Origin of the sequence: Streptomyces sp. NBC_01439, assembly GCF_036227605.1 — a bacterium.
Lineage (GTDB): Bacteria > Actinomycetota > Actinomycetes > Streptomycetales > Streptomycetaceae > Streptomyces.
The window spans coordinates 1252290-1272275 of record NZ_CP109487.1; the positions used below are offsets into that span (position 1 = coordinate 1252290).

Annotated in this window: 21 protein-coding genes and 1 pseudogene; 13 read left to right on the plus strand and 9 right to left on the minus strand. The window is 70.9% G+C overall.

All coding sequences use genetic code 11. The features are described from left to right. Window positions 1–92 precede the first annotated feature (92 nt). Window positions 93–932 carry a hypothetical protein gene (locus OG207_RS05825; protein ID WP_329096520.1) on the plus strand — a complete coding sequence of 280 codons (840 nt, stop codon included), beginning with the start codon at window positions 93–95 and terminating at the stop codon, window positions 930–932. 405 nt (window positions 933–1337) lie between these two features. Continuing rightward, window positions 1338–1748, plus strand: a complete 411-nt coding sequence (locus tag OG207_RS05830) for an NUDIX hydrolase (RefSeq protein ID WP_329107452.1) — start codon at window positions 1338–1340, stop codon at window positions 1746–1748. A 578-nt stretch (window positions 1749–2326) separates the two neighbouring features. Here the strand turns inward: OG207_RS05830 and OG207_RS05835 are convergent. Further along, the gene (locus OG207_RS05835; protein WP_329096522.1) at window positions 2327–3292 is read right to left on the minus strand and encodes a pirin family protein; all 966 of its coding nucleotides are present in this window, start codon (window positions 3290–3292) and stop codon (window positions 2327–2329) included. A gap of 105 nt (window positions 3293–3397) precedes the next feature. On the opposite strand from OG207_RS05835, the gene OG207_RS05840 reads away from it, so the two are divergent. The 7 genes from OG207_RS05840 (at window position 3398) to OG207_RS05870 (ending at window position 8255) form a co-directional block, all read left to right on the plus strand. Next, window positions 3398–3748: a tetratricopeptide repeat protein gene (locus OG207_RS05840; protein ID WP_329096524.1), complete on the plus strand. Its 351-nt coding sequence runs from the start codon at window positions 3398–3400 to the stop codon at window positions 3746–3748. Between the two features lie 61 nt (window positions 3749–3809). Next, entirely contained in the window at window positions 3810–5012 is a 1203-nt protein-coding gene (locus tag OG207_RS05845; RefSeq protein WP_329096525.1) for a methyltransferase, read from the plus strand. A gap of 28 nt (window positions 5013–5040) precedes the next feature. After that, a complete protein-coding gene (locus OG207_RS05850; protein WP_329096527.1) occupies window positions 5041–5982 on the plus strand; it encodes a MerR family transcriptional regulator in 942 nt (313 codons plus the stop codon). Window positions 5983–6089: 107 nt separating this feature from the next. Beyond that, on the plus strand, window positions 6090–6722 hold the full coding sequence (locus tag OG207_RS05855) for a DUF6230 family protein (protein WP_329096529.1): 633 nt from the start codon (window positions 6090–6092) through the stop codon (window positions 6720–6722). Further along, entirely contained in the window at window positions 6713–7150 is a 438-nt protein-coding gene (locus OG207_RS05860; RefSeq protein WP_329096531.1) for a DUF6114 domain-containing protein, read from the plus strand. Before OG207_RS05855 ends, OG207_RS05860 begins: the two co-directional genes overlap by 10 nt. Then, a complete protein-coding gene (locus tag OG207_RS05865) occupies window positions 7147–7797 on the plus strand; it encodes a hypothetical protein (protein ID WP_329096533.1) in 651 nt (216 codons plus the stop codon). Before OG207_RS05860 ends, OG207_RS05865 begins: the two co-directional genes overlap by 4 nt. Window positions 7798–7937: 140 nt before the next feature. After that, a complete protein-coding gene (locus OG207_RS05870) occupies window positions 7938–8255 on the plus strand; it encodes a DUF2087 domain-containing protein (protein ID WP_329096535.1) in 318 nt (105 codons plus the stop codon). Here OG207_RS05870 and OG207_RS05875 read toward each other — a convergent pair. The 5 genes from OG207_RS05875 to OG207_RS05895 form a co-directional block, all read right to left on the minus strand. After that, a complete protein-coding gene (locus tag OG207_RS05875) occupies window positions 8228–9052 on the minus strand; it encodes a metallophosphoesterase (RefSeq protein ID WP_329096537.1) in 825 nt (274 codons plus the stop codon). The two genes, OG207_RS05870 and OG207_RS05875, sit on opposite strands and share 28 nt — an antisense overlap. 145 nt (window positions 9053–9197) lie before the next feature. Continuing rightward, on the minus strand, window positions 9198–10961 hold the full coding sequence (locus tag OG207_RS05880; protein ID WP_329096539.1) for a hypothetical protein: 1764 nt from the start codon (window positions 10959–10961) through the stop codon (window positions 9198–9200). Window positions 10962–11004: 43 nt separating this feature from the next. Then, complete coding sequence (locus OG207_RS05885) at window positions 11005–11544, minus strand: hypothetical protein (RefSeq protein WP_329096541.1); 540 nt, start codon at window positions 11542–11544, stop codon at window positions 11005–11007. Window positions 11545–11837: 293 nt separating this feature from the next. Beyond that, complete coding sequence (locus OG207_RS05890) at window positions 11838–13265, minus strand: dihydrolipoyl dehydrogenase family protein (RefSeq protein WP_402694526.1); 1428 nt, start codon at window positions 13263–13265, stop codon at window positions 11838–11840. A gap of 247 nt (window positions 13266–13512) precedes the next feature. Then, window positions 13513–14100 (minus strand): TetR/AcrR family transcriptional regulator, encoded by a 588-nt coding sequence (locus tag OG207_RS05895; protein ID WP_329096545.1) that lies wholly within the window; start codon window positions 14098–14100, stop codon window positions 13513–13515. A gap of 157 nt (window positions 14101–14257) precedes the next feature. Here OG207_RS05895 and OG207_RS05900 point away from each other — a divergent pair, with 157 nt between their 5' ends. Further along, on the plus strand, window positions 14258–14683 hold the full coding sequence (locus OG207_RS05900) for a CU044_2847 family protein (protein WP_329096547.1): 426 nt from the start codon (window positions 14258–14260) through the stop codon (window positions 14681–14683). 557 nt (window positions 14684–15240) lie between these two features. After that, window positions 15241–16032 carry an nSTAND1 domain-containing NTPase gene (locus OG207_RS44005; RefSeq protein ID WP_443072857.1) on the plus strand — a complete coding sequence of 264 codons (792 nt, stop codon included), beginning with the start codon at window positions 15241–15243 and terminating at the stop codon, window positions 16030–16032. Here the strand turns inward: OG207_RS44005 and OG207_RS44010 are convergent. The 3 genes and pseudogenes from OG207_RS44010 to OG207_RS05915 all read right to left on the minus strand — a co-directional run. Then, a pseudogene (locus OG207_RS44010) lies at window positions 16014–16124 on the minus strand (HipA family kinase); the annotation flags it as partial. The gene OG207_RS44005 and the pseudogene OG207_RS44010 sit on opposite strands and share 19 nt — an antisense overlap. A 107-nt stretch (window positions 16125–16231) precedes the next feature. Continuing rightward, complete coding sequence (locus tag OG207_RS05910) at window positions 16232–16432, minus strand: hypothetical protein (protein WP_329096550.1); 201 nt, start codon at window positions 16430–16432, stop codon at window positions 16232–16234. 187 nt (window positions 16433–16619) lie between these two features. Next, window positions 16620–17072 carry a hypothetical protein gene (locus OG207_RS05915; protein WP_329096551.1) on the minus strand — a complete coding sequence of 151 codons (453 nt, stop codon included), beginning with the start codon at window positions 17070–17072 and terminating at the stop codon, window positions 16620–16622. A 678-nt stretch (window positions 17073–17750) separates the two neighbouring features. Between OG207_RS05915 and OG207_RS05920 the strand changes: the two genes are divergently transcribed. After that, the gene (locus OG207_RS05920) at window positions 17751–18413 is read left to right on the plus strand and encodes a hypothetical protein (protein WP_329096553.1); all 663 of its coding nucleotides are present in this window, start codon (window positions 17751–17753) and stop codon (window positions 18411–18413) included. A gap of 1147 nt (window positions 18414–19560) precedes the next feature. After that, window positions 19561–19917 carry a hypothetical protein gene (locus tag OG207_RS44015; protein ID WP_402694467.1) on the plus strand — a complete coding sequence of 119 codons (357 nt, stop codon included), beginning with the start codon at window positions 19561–19563 and terminating at the stop codon, window positions 19915–19917. Window positions 19918–19986: the final 69 nt, after the last annotated feature.

Sequence of the window (19986 nt, forward strand, 5' to 3'; positions counted from 1 at the left end):
CTCTTCTACAGCAGCTCCGCTGCCTCGTTCATCGGTCTTGACGAACAGCCCCCGCCCCTAACTGAACGGCGTTGCTTCTAGACCTGCTCGTCGTGGAATCACTTACCGCCCTCAAGACGGAGCGCACCGAGCACTTCATCAAGGCGCTAGACCATCGGCTCCCCGGGCGCATCCCGCTGGATGAAGCCAAAGAGCTTGCCCGCGAATTCGGCGGACGCATGGACCGGAAGTTCCGCTCCGCCACGAACGCCCTGAACCATTGGCGACCCCAACAGGTGACCCCCGCTCTGGAACGGGCCTGTGAACAGGGATGGGCCGAGCGCGGACTCGGGCTGGACTGCGAGCAGTGCAAACTGCACAGCTTCATCCCGCTACAGGCGAGCACCAGTCAGGCCATCTGCCCCGCCTGCTCGACACCGGATAGGTACGGGCGGGACAACGGCAAGTCCGTCGAGATCATGTATCGCCTCAACGGGTTCATCGACCGGGCCGTTGACAACGGCGTGCTCACCCATTTGCTAGTCGTCGCCGCCCTGCAGAAACGCGCCCCCGACTCACACTTCCTCCCCGGCGTCGACGTTGTCTTCGACGATGGCGACACGAAGGAGGTCGACATCTTCGGCGTCTACGAAGGAAAGGTCCTTGCAGGCGAGGCGAAAGTCAGCGCCACCGAGTTCGCAAACGAAGGCCAAATCAGGCGTGACATCGAACTCAGCCGCCGTCTCAAGGCCGACGTGCACGTCATGGCGGCGATTGCGACCTCCGACCTCGTTTGGCAGAAGCGCGTACCGAGCGGGACCGCCAGGCCGAGCACCAGGCACGGACGCAGCAACGCCGACGATGAAAGCCGTAGCTCGCCGCGCAATGGATGCCACCCCGCCGACGTGCCACAGTGCGCACTCGTGCGCTCCCTGCCGCACCGGGGCTCATGAGGCCATCCTGGTGGCATGGCGACCCTCCCGAAGGCTCCATGTCCCTCTTGCTCCGTTCCGCACGCCTTGTTGCCTACCAAACGGATCGGGTACGGATCGGTCAAGGACCACAAGATCGAACCCCGGGCACTGGTGCTGTGTCCGGGCAGTATGGTCCACGTCGCTTACGCCGAGGCGCGAGCATGGCAGCTCGAGTTCGAGCGCGCACAGCAGGAGGCAACGGCGCCGACCGCAGTGGAAGAAATGCTCTTCGAGGGATGAGGATCGGAGAGCCACACCCCATGCAACTCATCCCAGTAACGACGAGGGGCTCGCGACAGTCACCAGGCCCCGACGTCCCGCCGACGCCCAAAGCCCTCCTCACCCCAAACGGCAGTGGCTGCCGTGAGTGACCGAGAGACGTCGCTGAATGACAATGCCCCACCTCAGCGTCGGGTTACCGGGGCCGTCGTGGTTCATGAGGGTCAAGTACTGCTCGTACGGCGACGAGTTGAGGAGGGCCAACTCTCATGGCAGTTCCCGGCGGGCAAAGTCGAACCGGGCGAATCCTGCGAGGAAGCCGCCGTCCGCGAAACCAAGGAGGAAGCCGGCCTGGACGTGGTCGCCGTTATTCGCCTGGGCGAGCGGGTCCATCCCATCACCAGTCGGCAAGTGTCGTACACGGCCTGCAAGGTGGTCGGCGGGACCGCGCACGTGGCGGACGCCGACGAAATCGCTGAGGTCGCCTGGGTGACCCTGCCGGAGATCCCGCAGTACATCCCGTACGGACTCTTCGAGCCGGTCCAGCAACACCTGGACGTTGCCCTTCGATCTTGACCACGGCAACCAGGACAAGAAGGCCTCGACCCCCGCAACAGCAGTCCATGGGCGGCGCCCTCTCATAGCAGCCCCGCACCCTGTGGGTTGTAGGCCTCTGAATGCGGCCGCCCGATTCCCGGGAGAGGGCACGCCGCTGAAGCAGCCAGCCACCTCGGATCCGTAGGCCTCCGGCGCGCGCACGACGTTCCGTCACAGCCTGGCGGAGGGAGCTAGACAGGCAAGGGCGTTGTCACTTGCGCACAAGTTCCGCCACTCACGCTTCATCCACGGATCGAACGCCCTGGCCGAGACCGACGGAACGATCGTAGGAGCCGACGGCGCAGCGGCGACCCACACTGCCCTTCGCAAGCAACCGGACTCGGCCAGCTAGCGGCCAGATCTAACTGCTCGTCAGTAAAGTCAGCAAAAGGTCAGCATTCGTTCGACCAAACTTGGTAACAGCCTGCAACACATGAGACTCGACCGTCGGCGTCGAAGGCTCTCGCACCAAGTCCGGCGGCCTCCCCTACGAAGCCAAAAGCGGAGGGCCAGGAGCAAGCATCGCACCCGACCCACGCCCCACATAGACCAGCAGGTCAGCGGACTCTTCCCCTGGCTTTCAGGTGCGTCGGCGGGAGTTCAGGAGCCGGAATCGGAGGGCCATCGTAGCCCTTCACCTCGCCGAATCGGGACCCGTTCATCCAGTCTTCGCGGGCCTGCGCGATATCATCGTGTGACCGTCCGATCCAGTTCCAGAACATCACGATCTCCTCCTCGAACGGCTCGCCGCCCAGGAGCATCAGGCCCGCGTCCGAGGTTGCCCGCAGGGAGAGTTCGGTGCGGCCGCAGCCGAGGTAGAGCATCGAGCCCGGGAGGACCGGGACGCCGTCGACGTGGGCCTCGCCCGACATCGACAGGACCGCGTACTCGAAGTCCGGGTCGAGGGGGAGACGGGTTTCCGTGCCCGCCGCGAGGGCGAGGTCCGCGCCCACGATCGGGGTGTACGCCGTGCCCGGCGAGGTGGCCGTGTCCAGGGTGCCCAGGATGACCGTCGCCGTCAGCCCCGGGGCCGTCACGCGCGGGAGGTCGGCGTGGTGCTGGAAGTGCGGTTCCACGTTGCGGTGGGCGTCCGGCAGGGCCACCCAGAGCTGGGCGCCGTGCAGGAAGCGGGCGTGCGGGCGCGGGCTCTCCTCCGAGTGGCTGATGCCGCGGCCGGAGGTCATCAGGCCCAGCTCCCGGGGCCGGATCGTCTCCAGGCTGCCGACGCTGTCGCGGTGCAGCACCTCGCCCTCGTGCAGCCAGCTCACCGTCTGGAGCCCGGAGTGCGGGTGTGGCGCGACCTGCATGCCGGGCTCGTCGGCGATGTCGTCCGGGCCGTAGTGGTCCACGAAGCACCAGGCGCCCACCATGCGGCGGCCCAGGTTGGGCAGGAGCCGGCGGACCTCGGTGGACTCTCCGAGCTTGACCGTGCGCGGGCTGAGGAGCTCGCGCACCGGTTCGGCCACGACGAAGCCGCGGCCGCCGCAGGCAGAGAGAGCGGGCTGGCGATCGAGATTGCTCATGTGGACAACCTAGTCCCGAGACCGCGGCCGCGGAGGGCGGAATGTTCCACGACCGGGGCGTGTTGGGGGCAGCAGACGGACCACCTGAACGGCGGAAGGGACACGATGAACGCGCCGACGACGTACTTCGAGCACGGGACGGCAGCCGAGCGCTGGGCGCGTGCCCAGCTCTTCTTCGACGCGAAGGAGTACGCGACGGCCGCCCGCATCCTGGAGACGCTGGCGATCGAGGCCCCCGAGCAGCTGGCGCCCCGGCTGCTGCTGGCCCGCGCCTACTACCACTCCGCCCAGCTCTCCCGCGCCGAGCGCGAGCTCCGCGCCGTCCTGGAGCGCTGGCCGGTGGAGGACTACGCACAGCTGATGCTCGGTCGCACCCTGGAGCGTCTGGGCCGGGCCACCGAGGCCCGTCCGTACTTGCGGATGGCGGCGGCCATGGCCGGCGAGTTCCCCGAGTAGTGGGCCGCCCGGCCCCGCGCATGCGGGGTCGGGCCTTCGGCTCCGATAGCCTGGGCCCCATATGAACCACCTCACCACACCCTTCGGCTCCTACGAGCTCACCCGCTTCCCCGAGGACCCGCGCGACCGGCTCCGCGCCTGGGACGCGGCCGACGAGTACCTGTTGCGCCACCTCGACTCCGGTACCGGGGAACGCGGGCCGGTGGACCTGGCCGCCGCCGGCCGGATCGTCGTGCTCGGGGACCGCTGGGGGACGCTGACGACGGCGCTCGCCGCGTACCGCCCGACGCAGATCACCGACTCCGCCCTCACCCGCGCGGCCACCGCCGCGAACCTGGACCGGGCCGGTATCGGAACGTCCAAGTCGACGGTGACCCTGCTGACGACCCAGGACCCGCCGCCCGAGCGGATCGACGTCCTGCTGGTGCGCGTGCCCAAGAGCCTGGCGCTGCTGGAGGACCAGCTGTACCGGCTGGCCCCGCACGTGCACGCGGGCACCGTCGTCGTCGGCACCGGCATGGTCAAGGAGATCCACACCTCCACGCTGCGCCTCTTCGAGAAGATCCTCGGCCCGACGAGGACCTCGCTCGCGGAGAAGAAGGCACGGCTGATCTTCTGCACGCCGGGTACCCCGGGGGCGACCCGCCCCACGTCTGCCGGGCCCTGGCCGCTCACCTACACGGTGGACGAGGACGCCGGGTCGGCCTCCGGCCTGTCCGTCGTCAACCACGCCGGGATCTTCTGCGCCGACCGGCTCGACATCGGCACCCGCTTCTTCCTGCAGAACCTGCCGACCAACACCGATGGCGCCCGGGTCGTGGACCTGGGCTGCGGGAACGGCGTCGTCGGCACGGCCGTCCAGGTCCACGACCCGGACGCCGAGGTCGTGTTCACCGACGAGTCCTACCAGGCGGTCGCCTCGGCGCGGGCGACCTACCGGGCGAACATCCGCGAGGGCCGGCGCACCGCCGAGTTCCACGTCGGCGACGGGGTCGCGATGCTCTCCCCCGGCTCGGTGGACCTGGTGCTGAGCAACCCGCCGTTCCACTCCCACCAGGCCACGACGGACGCGACGGCACTGCGGATGTTCGCGCAGTCGCGCAAGGTGCTGCGGCCGGGCGGCGAGTTGTGGATCGTCGCCAACCGGCACATGGGCTACCACACCCATCTGCGGCGGCTGTTCGGCAACAGCGAAGTCGTCGCGAGCGAACCGAAGTTCGTCGTCCTGCGGGCGGTCAAGCAGGATCGTCCGCGGCCCATGTGACCTGCCGGTAAGTCCTACACTCTGGCCCGTGAGCAGCCAGGTGGAGGACGGAAGCGACAGCGGGAACGGGAGCGGAAGCGGCGGCAGCGGGCGCTACCGCCGCGAGGACGTGGCCCGGGCGGCCGGCGTCAAGGTGCGCAACCTGCGCTACTACCAGGAGCGCGGGTTGCTGCCGCCGCCGCGCCGGGAGGGCCGGATCGCCTGGTACTCCGACGATCACCTGACCCGGCTGCGGCTGATCAGCGATCTGCTGGGGCGCGGCTACACGGTCAACGGCATCGCGGAGCTCCTGCACGCCTGGGAGCAGGGTGGAGGTCTGTCCCAACTGCTGGGCCTGGAACGGGAGATGACCCGGGACTGGGTACAGGAGGAGCCGGTGACCATGACCCGGGCCGAGTTGCGGGAGCTGTTCGGTCCGAAGGCGACCGCCGCGGACACCCGGCGGGCGGCGGAGCTCGGCTACGTGACGGTCGACGGCGACCTGGTCACGTACCCGAGCCGGCGGCTGCTGGAGGCGACACTGGCGCTGGTACGGCAGGGGGTGCCGCTCGCGGAGGTCCTGGATGCCGGGGAGTTCGTACAGGCGCAGGCGGCGGCGGTCGCGGACCGGTTCGTGGGGCTCTTCCGGCGGTACGTGATCGACGCCGCGGGCGTGGACGGCTCGACGGCCCCGGATGGTCCGACGGGCTCGGATGGTCCGGCGGGCTCGGCGGACCCGGCCGGCCCGGCGGGCTCTGCGGGCTCGGCGGGCTCGGCGGGCTCGGCCGGCCCGGCGAGCTCGGACGGCCCGGACGGCCCGGATGCTTCGGAGGGGCTGGAGCGGCTTTCGGCCACGCAGCTGCGGCACATCACGGCGGCGGTGACGGCGCTGAGGCCGGTGGCCGGTGAGGTGGTGGCCACGGAGTTCGCACGGGCGATGGCCCGGCGGGTGGACGCGGAGGTCGCCGAACTGCTGCGTACGGAGAAGTAGGAGTCGACTCAAAGGGTGCGCTCGCACAACCTTGCCAACCCCCATTGGCACTCTTACATTCAACTCGTCGGTAACAACGGTGCACAGCCGAAATAAGGGACGTTCTCATGACCGGTTCCCCGCATTTATCCGACCTCTCCGACGATGACTCCGGGCGTGTCCGCTGGCGCCGGTTCGCCGTCCTGACCATCCCCGCCGTGGCCGTGACCGCCGGCCTCGGCATCGCCCTCGCGCAAGGCGTTCTGGCCGCCTCGTTCGCCGTGTCGGGGCAGCAGTTCAAGGTGTCGGCGCAAAGCCTGGAGGGCGAGGGGTTCGCCCAGTACGGCAGCGTGGACGTCAACGCCCGCCAGGAGCTCATCCCGGTGGCCGTCACCGCCATCAGGGAGGCCAAGCTCCACAGCCTCTGCCAGTCCGTGGTCACCACGCTCCCGGTGGTCGGGGACATCTCGCTCAACCTCACCGCGGGACGCAAGGCCCCGGTCGAGGCGAGCAACCTGTTCGTCGACGCGACCCAACTCGCCGGCGACGCCGTCTTCACCAACATCGAGATCGGGCGCGACGCCTCCACCCTCGACAAGGGTCCGGCCGAGGCCCAGGGAATGCAGGACCTCTTCGCCCAGCAGGCCGACACCGTCAGCATCACCGATCTCCAGCAGACCGCGTGGGCGACGAACGCCGGCACCTTCAAACTCTCCGGGCTCAGCATGGACGTCAGCAAGGGCAAGAAGGAATGCTTCTGAACCTGTTGCGGCGCTGGCGGAAGTGGCGGCGCAGCAGGCCCTTCTGGGGCGGTCTGTTCGCGATCCTGGCCGGGTCGTGGATCTGCGTCCTGCCGCTGGCACCGTTGAAGATCATGCTCCAGCAGGGGGTGGCGGGTATCCCGTCCGTCCTGATGGGCATCGTGATGATCGTGCTCGGGCTCACCGCCTGGTTCTCTCCCGCTCAGCGCTCCCTCGCGGGTGTCCTCACCACCCTGATCGCCACCGCCGCACTGGTCCTGTCGAATCTCGGCGGGTTCCTGATCGGCACCCTGCTCGGCATCCTCGGCGGCGGCCTGATGTTCGCCTGGCAGCCGTACGCCGCCCGGCGTGCCGGGAAAGCGGAGTCCGCCGTGGCCGCGTCCCCTCCCCCCACCCCGCACCACGATCCCCAAGGAGCACAGCCATGAGCCGTACGCGCACCGCGCTCGCCCTCGGGACGGCCGTCGCCGGAGCCATCGCCCTGGCCTCGGTCACCGCCTCCGCCGCGCCCTTACCCCTGGCCGGGTCGACCACCGTCACCCCGGCCGGGCACGCGTTCAAGGCCACCCTCAGCGGGAAGGCCACCCTCAAGGCCGGTTCGGTCACCGTGACCTGCACGGTCTCCGTCGCCACCGGCAGCGTGCCGGGCGCCCCCGGCAACAGCAACCCGGCCGGGGCCGTGTCCTCGCCGATCTCGGCACCCACGTACAGCTCGTGCACCTCCAGCACGTGGGGAGTGACGCCCACGGTCACCACCAGCGGCGCCTGGTCGGTGTCCATGCAGAACGGCGCCCCGATCACCGCCACCATGGGTCTGCCGGTGGGCGGTCTGGTGGTCCAGACGAGCGGGCTCGCCTCCTGTACGGTCACGGCCGCCCCCACCGCTCCGGCGAACGTCGGCGGCACCTGGGTCAACGGTGCTCCGTCGACCCTGACCTTCACGAACGTCTCCGTACCGGTCACGGTCACCGGCGGGTTCGGCTGCCCGACGAACGCGACCACGTCCGTCTTCAACGCGGTCTACAAGGTGACCGACACCACCGACCCGGCGCAGCAGATCACCGTCGGCCCCTGACCTCCGGCGATCCCCGGCCACGGGTCCCGAACGAGCCCGCCCGGCCCCGGAACGTCGGGGGCCGGGCGGGTTGCCGCTGTCCGCCCCCCACCCGGAAAATGCGTTGCCGCCGGCGGCGCGGACGGGCCAAGCTCGCCGGCATGTCCCAGAACACCGAGCCTCGGCCGTCGCAGTCCACCGCCGCCCCGTGCCCGCCACGAGGAGACGTACACGACCTCTTCGCCGGCGGGCGCCTCACCGTGATCCCGCGCAGGGCCGCCCGGCGAGAGCAGTTGCTCACCCACCTCGCGCAGACCCTCTTCGCGCCGGACCGGGAGTACACGGAGCCCGAGGTGAACGACGCGCTGCGCACCGTGCACGAGGACTGCTCGGCGCTGCGGCGCTATCTGGTCGAAACGGGCCGGCTCACTCGGACCCGTGACGGACGTACCTATCGGCGGGCGGCGACCACCCGGTAGTGGGTCGTCAGCCGGCCGTCGTCACCGAGCACGTGGAAGGCGACGGCCGGCGGCTCGTCGAGGTGCACGTGCTCGGAGGACCCGGTCGGCGCCTCCCACGGCAACCGGAGCGTGGAGACCACCCCGGGCGCGACCAGCACCGGCCGGCCCGCGAAGGTGGTGGCCGCGGCGGTGTGCGCGTGCCCGCACAGGAAAGCGGTCAGGTGCGGGTGGCGCTCGACGAGGGCGGCGAGCCGCTCCTCCCCGAACTGGCGGATCTCGTCCACGTACGGGGTGTGCAACGGCACCGGCGGGTGGTGGAAGGCGACCAGGACCGGGATCTCCGGCGGGGTGTCGGTCAGTACGCCGTCCAGCCAAGCCAGGGTGGACTCCTCCAGGAAGCCGTGGTGCTCGCCGGGAACGGACGAGTCGCACACGGCGAGGACGAAGCCCTCACCGCGCAGCACCTGGTCAACGGGCTGGGTGGAGCGGGACTCCCCGGAGGACTTCCCGGAGGACTCCCCGGGGGCCCCCTCGGGAGACATCCGGGGGGACCGCTCCCCCAGCAGGCCGCGACGGAAGGCGGCCCGCTCGTCGTGGTTGCCGGGGCAGACCACCAGGGGGTGTCGCGAGTGCAGCAACTTCGCGGCTTCCTCGTACTCGGCGTCCTCGGCGTGGTCGGCTATGTCCCCGCTGACGAGTACGGCGTCCAAGTCGTGCGGAAGCGCGTCGAGATACTCCATGACGGCGCGGGTGCGGTCGGCCGCGCGCCGGTCACCGTCGAGATGGACGTCGCTGAGGTGGGCGATCACGATCACGTGCGGTGTCTCCTTCGTCCCTGGTCAAGAGATGTAGTGGACACCCATTCAACATGCCGAACCGCCGCCCGCCCACTGCGATTTGCCGGCCCCGGTCGGCCCCGGTCGGCACCAGGCCGGCCCGAGGTCAACGTCGGGCCGGTCCTCAGCCGGTGGTGCGCGACCGCGCGCGGCGCATCAGCACCCACCCGGCCGCCGTGAGCACGACGGCGCTCCCGGCGAGGGAGCCCACGGCGACTCCGGTGGAGGCGAGCGTTCCGCCGTGCGGAGCGGTGTGATCGCCGCCGCCGACCGTGGCACCGGCCGAACCGCCGCCGACGCTCCCCGGGGTACCGGAAGTGCCGGAAGTGCCGGAAGCTTCAGACCGGCTGTCGGAGCCGCCCGCACCACCGGAACCGCCGTCGGAACCGCCTGCCGTACTCCCGGCCGAACCGGCCGGGCCGGTGGGGCCCGTCCCGCCGGTGCCCCCGGTCGTGGTGGAGCCGCCGCCGCTGCCTCCCGTCGTGGTGTCCGCGATGGTGACGGTGAGGGTGGCCGCTGCGGTACGGACCACACCGACGTCGTTGCTGAACTCCGCCCGGTAGCGGCGGCCGCTGTCGGAGAGCGCCGCCGTGAACGTGTACGTCGGCGCGGTGGCGCCCGCCACGGCCTGCCAGGTCCGGCCCGCGTCGGTGCTGACCTGCCAGGCGACCGTGGGCCGCGGAGTCCCCTCGGCCTCCGCCGTGAGCGAGACCTCGGCCCCGGCCGCGACCGACCGGTCCGCCGGGCCGCGGATGACGCGCGGGGAGGTGGCCCGTTCCAGCCGGATGATGCTGCCTGCGACCGGGTCCGATACGAAGACGGTCGCACCACCGGGTTCGACGGCGACGGCCGCACTGCCCAACTGCACGTGGACTCCGGGGAGCACGACCGGCTTCACGGCCTCCTGGAGGTCCCGGGTGCGGTGGACGGTGAGCGTTCCGTCGTTGTCGCTGCCCGGCTGCGAGGTGTCTCCCGCGTCCTGCCACACGACGAACGCCTCGTGCGTGGTGGTGTCGAAGCCCGCCGCGCGGGGCACGTCGCTGCCCGAGCCGCGCAGGGTGCCCAGCCGCTTGCCCGTCGCGTCGTGGACGACGACGGAGGAGTCCAGCCCGACCCACACCGCGCCGGTCTCGGGATCCACCTCCGTGAACCCGCCGAACCCCTCGCCGGCCGGGAGTTCGACGGTCGCGGTGACCTTGAAGGTGGCTGCGTCGATCCGGTACATGCGGCGGTTGCCGATGTCCGTGAACCACACCGTGCCGCGTGCCGCGTCGACCGCGAACCCGTCCCCGCCCTCCAGGGTGACGGAGCGCTTCACGGCGGCGGTCGCGATGTCGACCTCCGACAGTACGGGGCCCTGCGCGACCAGCACCGTCGAGGGGGTGAGCCCGGCGGTGGCGTGGGTGACGGCCGCACCCGGCACCCACGCGCCCGCCGCGGCAGCGTCGCCGTCCTTCGCGGTACCGATGCCGCGCAGCGGGTAGGAGAAGACCGCTCCGTCGCCGGGCAGCGGTGCGAGCAGCTGCCGCACCGCCCGCCGGCCGAGCGTGCCGGTGGGCCCGGGAGCCTGGCCGACGGTGCTGCGCACCTTGCCGTCGACGGGGTCCAGGACGTGCAGCCCGCTCTCGTTGACGTCGGCGGTATCGGGCAGGTCGTCCGAACCGACGTACAGCTTCTTCGAGTCCGGGTGCAGCATGAGGTCACGGGGTTTGCCCGCCGTGGTGAACCGCGCCACCGACCGGTACGCGACGGTGCCCTGCGGTACGTCGGCCCCCTCACTCCCGGCTGCCGATACGGGACTTCCGGTGGCGGCCGAGGCCAGTACGAGCGCGAGCGCGGCGGATGCGGCGCCCGCACGACCGGGGGTGAGGGGGTGTCGGGGTGTCATGGCTTCCTCGTCGACGGGTCGGGCGATCGGTCCCGGAACGGGATTAGTTGAAGGCCACCGGGACGTGGACGTCGTACTTGCGGTTCGAGGAGTTGAAGTGGTCGGCGCGCGTGACGATGGCGCATTCGACCGTCTCTCCGCAGATCTGGCCGCCGCCGAGGTCGGCCTTGACGTGGATGGTGACGCTGAAGGTACCGCCCGGACCGAACTTGGAGGTGTTGGCCAGGGTGCCGCCGAAGACGTTGTTGACCCAGTGCGAGGCTCCGGTGGTGCCCGACTGGTCCGAACCGCCCAGGCAGGGGGTGGGCTTGCTCGCGCCCGGTGCTCCGCTGACGGCGCAGAGGCTCACGTATATGCCCTTGGCGGTGTTGTAACCGCTGCCGGTGACCGTGACGTTCTGGCCGGCCGCGGCGGCTGTGGAGGGCGCGGTGAGGCTGAGGTTGTAGGTGGTCGCGCCGTCGGTGACCGTACGCGTCGAGGTGGCGGCCGAAGCGGAGCCGGCCGCGCCGACGGCGAGCGCAACGGCGGCGGCGGTGGCGACGGCCGCGCGGGCGGCGGTACGGGGCAGGGAGGCAGCACGCATCACTGGAACACCTTTCAGGCACGGGAGGTCACGAAGACTGAGGTAAGGCTAACCTAATTTCGATCAAGGTTGTACGGCTACTTCACGCCATCTCCCTCGCCATGACGGCCAGTCAACTTCGTTCCGACGAGCGCCGATCCGGAGGTCTGAAGGGTCGGGGCAGGAACGAGGGACAGGCGCAGAACGGCCCGGCCACGCCGTAGGGCGCAGCCGGGCCGTGTCCAAAAAGCCCCCTCGGGCCGTGTCCAGGAGGCCCCCTCGGGCGTGTCCAGGAGGCCCCCTCGGGCCGGCCCTCACCCCCGGTAGGTCTCCAGCAGTCGCAGCCAGACCTCGCTGATGGTCGGGAACGACGGGACCGCATGCCACAGGCGCTGGATCGGGACCTCCCCCGCGACCGCGATGGTGGCCGCGTGGATCAACTCCGCGGCGCCGGGGCCGACGAAGGTCACCCCGAGGAGGACCTCGCGGTCGAGGTCGACGACCATGCGGGCCCGGCCCTTGTAGCCGTCGGCGTACAGACCTGCACCGGAGACCTTGGACATGTCGTAGTCGACCGCGCGCACCCGGTGCCCGGCCCGTTCGGCCTCGGCCAGGGTCAGGCCCACGGCGGCGGCCTCCGGATCGGTGAAGACCGCCTGCGGGATGGCGCGGGTGTCGGCGGTCGGCGTGTGCGCACCCCAGGGCGCGGTGTCCAGTGGGGTACCGGCCGCGCGGGCGGCGATCACGGCGCCCGTGATCCGCGCCTGGTACTTGCCCTGGTGGGTGAGGAGCACACGGTGGTTGACGTCTCCGACGGCGTACAGCCAGTCGTGTCCGGGCACCCGGCAGGTGTCGTCCACGTCGATCCACCGACCGGCGGGCAGGCCGACGGTGTCCAGCCCGATGTCGTCGGTCCGCGGCGCGCGGCCCGTCGCCATCAGCAACTCGTCGCCCTCCAGCGTCTCGCCGCCTTCCAGGACCACGCTGACGGGTCCGGTCGAGCCGTCCCGCACCACCGCCTCGACGGACACCCCCGTACGGACCACCGCTCCGGCCTCGCGCAGCGCGTCGGCGACCAGTTCCCCCGCGAAGGGCTCCATCCGCGGCAGCAGCCCGTCGCCGCGCGCGAGGACGGTGACCTGCGAGCCGAGGGCCTGCCAGGCGGTGGCCATCTCGACGGCCACCACCGAGCCGCCCACGATCAGCAGCCGGCCGGGGGCCTCCTGTGCGGAGGTCGCCTCACGACTGGTCCAGGGGCGGGCCCCGGCGATCCCCGGGAGGTCCGGGACCACGGCCCGGGTACCGGTGGCGACGACGACCGCGTGCCGGGCCGACAGGATGTGGTGCTCGCCCTCGGGGCTGGTGACGGCGACCTTGCGGACCCCGTAGAGCCGGCCGTGGCCCCGGTACACATGGGCGCCGATCGAGTCGATCCAGTCGATCTGGCCCTGGTCCTTCCAGTCTCCGGTCCAGTAGTTGCGGTGCGCGAGCACCGCCGCCGTGTCCAGGGGCCCCTGGACGGCACCGGCCAGGCCCGGCACCCGGCGGGCGTCGGCCCGGGCCAGCGCCGGGCGCAGCAGCGCCTTGCTCGGGACGCAGGCCCAGTACGAGCACTCGCCGCCCACCAGTTCGCTCTCGACGAGCGCCGTACTCAGCCCGGCGGCACGGGTCCGGTCGACGATGTTCTCACCGGCCGGTCCCCCGCCGAGGACCACCACGTCGTACTCCACCGCTTCCGACACAGACACCTTCCAAGGGTTCCAGAGGGTCCACCAGGACCCGTGGGAATCCCGGTCAGGGGCTCATGTCCCGTCACTCTAGTTGTGGTGTGCGGAACATGCCCGAGATGACGGGCGGCCTCGGCGTGGTGCCGCCGCCCGGCCGAGGGCCAGGTGCCCGCGCGTGACCACGGCCCGGTCGCCTTCACCTGCCCCGCCCCACTGCCCCGCCCCACTGCCCCGCCCCACTGCGCCGGCCACGTCGACCGGGTCAGTTGCTGACCGACCGCCAGATGTGGTCGGGCAGTTCGCGCGCGGCCTCCTCCAGATCGACGTCTCCCACGGTGAGCCAGCGCCGGACGACGGCGACGACCGGGCCCATGGCGAGGGACTCGATCAAGGGGGCGGGGAGTTCGGCGAGTTCGCCCGATTCCTGGTGCGCGTGGATCCAGAGTCCGATCGGTGTCAGTCGGGCCTCTTGGGTATCGCGGATCTCGCGCGCGTGGGCCATGCCCAGGCGGTCCGCGGTGACGGAGTGGATCAGGCGGGCCGCGTCGGGATGGACCTGTACGAAGTCCAGGTAGGCCAGGACGACGGCTCGGATGCCGGAGCGGGCGTCGGCCGCGTGGAGCAGCGCTGCCCCCAGTTCCTTCAGGAGCCGCTCCAGGGCTCCCAGCGCGAGTGCGGCGACCACCCCGTCCAGGCTGCCGAAGTGGTGGTAGATGCTTCCGGAACTGACCCCGCTGGCGCTGGTGATGGCTCCGAGGGTGAGACCGGCCTCCCCGGACGTGGCGTAGAGGCGGAGTGCCGCGTCCAGGACCTGTTCGACGGTGGCTTCGCCGCGTTGTTGCTTCGGCATCGGGCAGGCGTCCTCGGTCTCATAGCGGCGGCGGATCCCGTCGATCCTCGTCGGGTTCGACCCAAAGCGCCATTACTAGATTCTTTTCTAGAAAGACTTTCCATTGTGCGCCCAGGGGGTCCACACTGGGCGGCGTCCTGGAGGAGGGGGAGACACGATGTATCACGTGGAGTTACCGATCGGTGGGACGGGCGGGCCGCAGGACGTGGTCCGGGTCGAGGTCGTGGAGACCGGCGAAGACGGCCTGGTCCGAGTGGCCCGACCGGGGCAGGTGATGGCGCGCGCCTCACGGTCGCTCGGGGAAATGGTGACCGGGATCCGACCGGTCGCGCAGAGCTTCGTCGACGGCTTCCGCGGCATGGCGCAGGCGCCCGACGAACTCAACCTGGAGTTCGGGCTGTCGATCTCCGCCGAGGCCGACGTCGTGATCTCGAGTACGGCGGCCGAGGCCAACTTCAAGATATCGCTCACCTGGACCCGTACCCCGTCCGACGGCCCGGCCGCGGGCCCCGAGTCCGGCCCGGCGACCGGCCCGGCCGCGGCCCCAGCTGCCGGCTCCGTCCCGGCGGAGCCGGCGCCGTGACCGGACCGCAGGCTTCGGAGGGCGTCGGCCCCAAAGCCCTGAACGCGGCGGTGCTGCGGATCCGCGACCTGCGCGGGGACCCGGTCGGCCTGGGCTTCCTGATCTCCCCCGAGCTCGCCCTGACGTGCGCCCACGTGGTGTCGGCGGCGCTCGGCACGCCGCAGGACCAGGAGCCCTCGCCCGCCTCCCGGATCCGCGTCGACCTTCCCCTGGTGTCCGCCTTCGCCCCGGACGCCGTCGGGGTGGGCGCGAGCGTCGAACGCTGGCTGCCGCCGCGCGAGCCGGGCGGTGGGGACATGGCCCTCCTCCGGCTGGACGCCGCACTGCCCGGCGCCCACCCCGTGCGGCTGATCGAGGCCGAGGGGGTGTGGGGGCATCCGGTACGAGCCTTCGGCTTCCCCGCCGGCCGGCCGGGCGGAGTCTGGCACTCCGGAGTCCTGCGGGATTCACAGGCCTACGGATGGATCCAGGCGGACCTGGCCGACGGAGGCTATCCGGTCTCCCGGGGCTTCAGCGGCACGCCGGTCTGGGACGAGGACCGCGTCGGCGTGGTCGGCATGATCGCCGTCGCCGAGTCCGGCCGACCCCCGGTCAGCTACCTGATCCCGACGGCCGGCATCCTGCGGGCCTGGCCCGAGCTGCGCCCACTGGCCATCCCGCCGTCCCCGTTCCGCAGCCTCACAGCGTTCCGTGAGGCCGACGCCCCGCACTTCTACGGCCGGCGGGCCGAAAGCGACGAGCTGGACCTCGCGCTGGCCGGCGAGCAACGGGTGGCCATCGTGGGCGCCTCCGGATCCGGCAAGTCCTCCCTGGCCCTGGCCGGGGTCCTCCCCCGGCTGCGCCGCTCGGGGGCGGAAGCGGTCGTCGTACGCCCGACCCACGGCAGCAGTCCCCTGGCCGTCCTCGCCGCCGCGCTGCTGCCGCTGCTGGAGCCCGGACTGTCCGAGACGGGGCGCCTCGCCCGGATCTCCGAGCTGACCGAAGTGCTGCGCCGGGGCGGCCTCGCGGACGTCGTGGCCCGGGTGCTCGACCTGTCCAGCAGCCGTCGACTGCTCGTCGTGGTCGACCAGTTCGAGGAACTCCTCGCCCTCGCCCCGGAAGACGTCGACGAACTGGCCGACGTCCTGTTCGACGACGCCCTGCCGCAGCCGGTCCGGGTGCTCACGACCCTGCGGGCCGACTTCCTGGAGATGGCGCTGGCGCATCCCCGGCTCGGGGCCGTCATCGGCCGGCGCGTCCACGCCCTCGGCCCACTGGGCCCCGAGCGGCTGCGCGAGGTCGTGACCGCTCCCGTGGACGCCGTACCGGCGGTGCGCTACGAAACCGGCCTCGTGGACCGCATGACGTAGGTGCCCATGTCGTCGCCCTCGACAATGCCGGGTAGCGAGCCACCCTCGCGCAAGGGTGTGACATAGCGGGCCGCAATGACTTCGGTCAGCATTTTCCCAGGCCATCCCAGGGCTGGGCCGAATAATCCAAGGCCCGCCCGCTCGTGTACTCGCACCACTGTGACCTCGTCAATTTACACCGGGGAGTAACCGGGGAAAATCAGAGGGAGTTCGCGCCCACCAGGTGCCGTCGGCGCGCCCTCGCCGGGCCGGCCCACAGCGCCGCGAGCGCGACGTAACCGCCCACGGCGATGGCCTCGTTGTGCCCGATGTTGCGGGCCCCGGAGGCCGTTCCCAGAATCACGGGCGCCAGCCCCAGTGTCAGCACCATCTCCAGGACGAGCGTGGTTCCGCTCGCCACCCCCGGACCCGGCACGGTTGCCCCCAGATGGCCCTGCAGACCCTCACGCGTCCGGACAACACGATCGGCCTGGACTGTGCGATGCCCGCGACGATCACCCCGGTCGCTATCTGCCGAAGATCGAGGAACTGGTGGTGCCTTCCGTGCGTGGCCGGCTCGGGTGACGTCGTAGCGGTGCCTGCCCTCGCTATGTGCCGATCCAGTAGTAGAGGCGGTCTCCACGGTCGGCCGCATCGCGGGCGATGCCGGCCAGCTCGGTCAGGACCTGGGCAAGCACGTCGGCATCGGTGTCCCTTCCCCGGAAGACCTCCGACACGGCCCAGTCGGCGGCCACGGCCCGCACCTTCTCGGGGGCAAGGCCCGCGAGCGCGTCACGGAACGCTTCGGTGAACGAGTGGCATACCGTTCCACCGTCGTCGCTTGAGTTGATGAACCGGCCGTACGGCGGGTCGGCCTCGACGGCCTCGACGGACCTCCCCGATATCAGGGTGTCGAGCGCCGGCATGTGGACCTCCGGGTCAATACCCGTCAGCACCAATTGGTCGTACCCCGAGCCCATCTCCTCCAGGGTGTCGTGTTCGACTGCTTCGGCAGCGTGGGCGTCGTCGGTTGCGGCGTAGTAGCCGTAGTGGATGGTCACTCGGTTGATCATGACAGACGCCACAGATCCTCATCGCGCGAGTGCCCGCACAGCCAGGCCGGGGCAAGCGGCACAGCAGTCGGGAACACGCCCGTCGGCGCTCAGGCGACCGTATTCCCGGACGATGCCGCCGACCACCGTCGCGGTCTGCTGCGCAACCGACGCACCGGACGGATGATCCGTTCCGGATCCCGCCCCGGCGACCCGCGGTCCAGGCTCCCGATCCGTGGCGAACAACCATCCCGCCGCGGAAACAAACAGGTCAACGGGACTTCTTCCTCTTCGCGAGGCTCCGCGAGGGAACCTTCCACCAACCCCGGCCGCCGGCCTCAGGCTGATCCTCGTCACGCTCGCCACGCGCAGGACAGCCGTACTCGTCGACCGAGTCGATCAGGACCGGGTGACCCCAGTAGCCACACGGACGCAAGCCCTCATCAGCCGACTCCTGAACAGGCTCTTCGTCACTCGTGACAGTGCCAGGCGACCTCCCGCCTGGCACGGACCCACCACCTTGACCAAACACATAAAGACACCTCCCGAGGCAGGGATCCCTCGGAAGGATTACGGTCGCTCAGACACCCGGGGAAGCCGGGCGACCACCAGGCCGGTCCGCGGCGCTCGGCTGCCGCCGAGCGCTCACGCAGTCGAGCCGGCCGGAAATTGGGGAGGGAACGGCCGATGTCCGACCTGCCGCACGCGGACTACATTGCCGCCGTCCACGCTGCGCTGGCCGCCGAGGGCCTGCGAGTGCGCAGCACCTGGACCACTGAGCTCACCCACCGGGCCTCAGACCTCCACATCACGAGTTACGATGACGCCGACGGCGGATTCCGGTTCGAGGACGGCGAGTTCCACGGCGAGCGGTGGTCCGAGCCGGACTGGGTCTGGCTCGGTTGGGAGCACCACCAGGGCTGGTGGCTGATGGACGAGGACAGCGCCCTGCTGCCGATTGCCTACGACCACAACCCCTTGCCTCTGTCCGAGCTGTTCGCCGACCCCACCGCCGTCGCCGCCGCCGTCCGGCAATGGCTGACCGGTCCGAGCCTGGGCACCCCGGTGCTGTCCGGCAGATGGTCACGAGCCGATGCGTCCGAAGCAGCCCTGCGGACCTGGCACGAGCGGCGCGGTCGCTGCCTCGACGATCAGGACCGGCACCTCCGCCGCGACGACGAAGGCGAACGGGTTTCCAACTGCCGCTGCCCGTACCAGCCGTGTGGCGCCGTCGCCTTGCGTGACTTCCGTGAGGACTGCTCATGGCACATCGTCCCGCGCGACCTCTCGTGGGGCCTGTGGTCGTCGCACTCCCCCGAATCGTGCCCGGGCCTGGCGGCCGGCACGTGACCTCCGTTCCTGCACGGCTCGCCGGCGGAGTGTCGGGGGTCGATCCCTGCCTCCCTGCAAGGCGCGCCGTGGACCGGTCGGTTCTATGCGGATCTGACCCACACCGGGTGAGGGGGACGCATGCCGTCCCCTCCGCCCCGCCGTCGGGTCACGTGCGTCAGGACCGCACGGTCCAGCAGCAGAGTGGGCCGGGGGTGTACCGCCGGGGTCATCGCGGTTCGCCTCGGCGGGACGACGATGGTGCGGACTGCTTCCGTGCTGCGCGCCGTCGTGCACCGGGCCGATCAAGCGGGTCCATTCAGTCCCGGGAAGGGCCGTTCGGCCCCCTGCGAGTCTCGGGTAGCAGAGGAAGTCCGGGTGATGGCGAGCAAGACAGGAGCGGGGGCCCGGAGCCGAGCTCCGAACCCGAGGCGATGCCGAGACGCTTCCCCGGACGGTGACATGCCGACGTCACCTCTGCCGCGGACCGGGGCGAGCCATCGGAGAAGTCCCCGGCCCCAGCCCGCGCCGGCCTTGCTCCTGGGGTGCGCTGGGGAGTTCTGCCCCCGCCCGGGGAGTCCCCGGGGAGTTTGAGCGGCATAGGCAGGGAAGCCCGTGGAAGCCCCTGAAAGAAGCGCGCTCGCGGGTCAGCACCCTAGAGCGGTGCAGAACCGCAGGTCGCGGGGCTGACCACGGGGCCTGCCGACTGCACGTACCGAGATCATCCGGGGCGATGATTCCGGGAGGGCAGATCACCCTCACATAGGGGCGCGAGACGGGCAAAGTGCAGCCACTTCCACCACCCTAATCCCAGGCCAACTCGCGCTCCTCCTTTCAATTCCGAGGCGTACGTCAAGATCGAGCCCGGACGCAGTGCTGCTCGCAATCAACTCTGGGGAGAATCTGGGGGGCAACCAAAGGGCCATGGCGTCACCCCAGGTCCTGATTGCAGAGCCTGCACCAGTCCGCGAACTAGGGGCGTTTCAAAGTCCCCGCGAGTGCGTGGGTCCGCAGGTCGCAGCGGCGCAAGAGGCCCGGGCCGGCCCGTCGCGAACGCAACGACCGGTTGGGCGGGTTGACCCTCCCAAGTCGCCTTGATGCACCGGAGCTTCGATGTGCCACAGGTCTACCACCGTCTGCCTGATCAAGTCTGCCGGTCCTGGGCGGCGTGGCGGGACTGCCGCTGGTGGAGCGGCTGCTGCCGGATCCGGGACAGCGTCGCGGGGTGCGCCACCGGCTCGTGGCGGTGCTACTGATCGCCGCCCCCGATCATCAGGCTCCGCTCGCACTGCGCACCACCCGCCCCCTGCTCCACGAGGCGGTCACCCTCATCGCGGCCGGACAGGACGCCCGTACCGAAGTGGGGCTGGCCAAAGTCGCCGCCCGGATGCTCCAGCAGGTCACGGATTCCCCGCCGGACGCCCTGAGCCCGGTCCGAGGTGGGCTTCGGCCAGGCGGCTCAGGATCGCCACGGCCCGGTACGAACACACCGCGGCCCGGGGCGCCCACGCACGCGACAGCTTGACCAGCGCGACGGCGGTGATCGCCGCGGCCGAGGTGTCGACGGGCCATGCGGCCGGAACGCCTCGTTGGG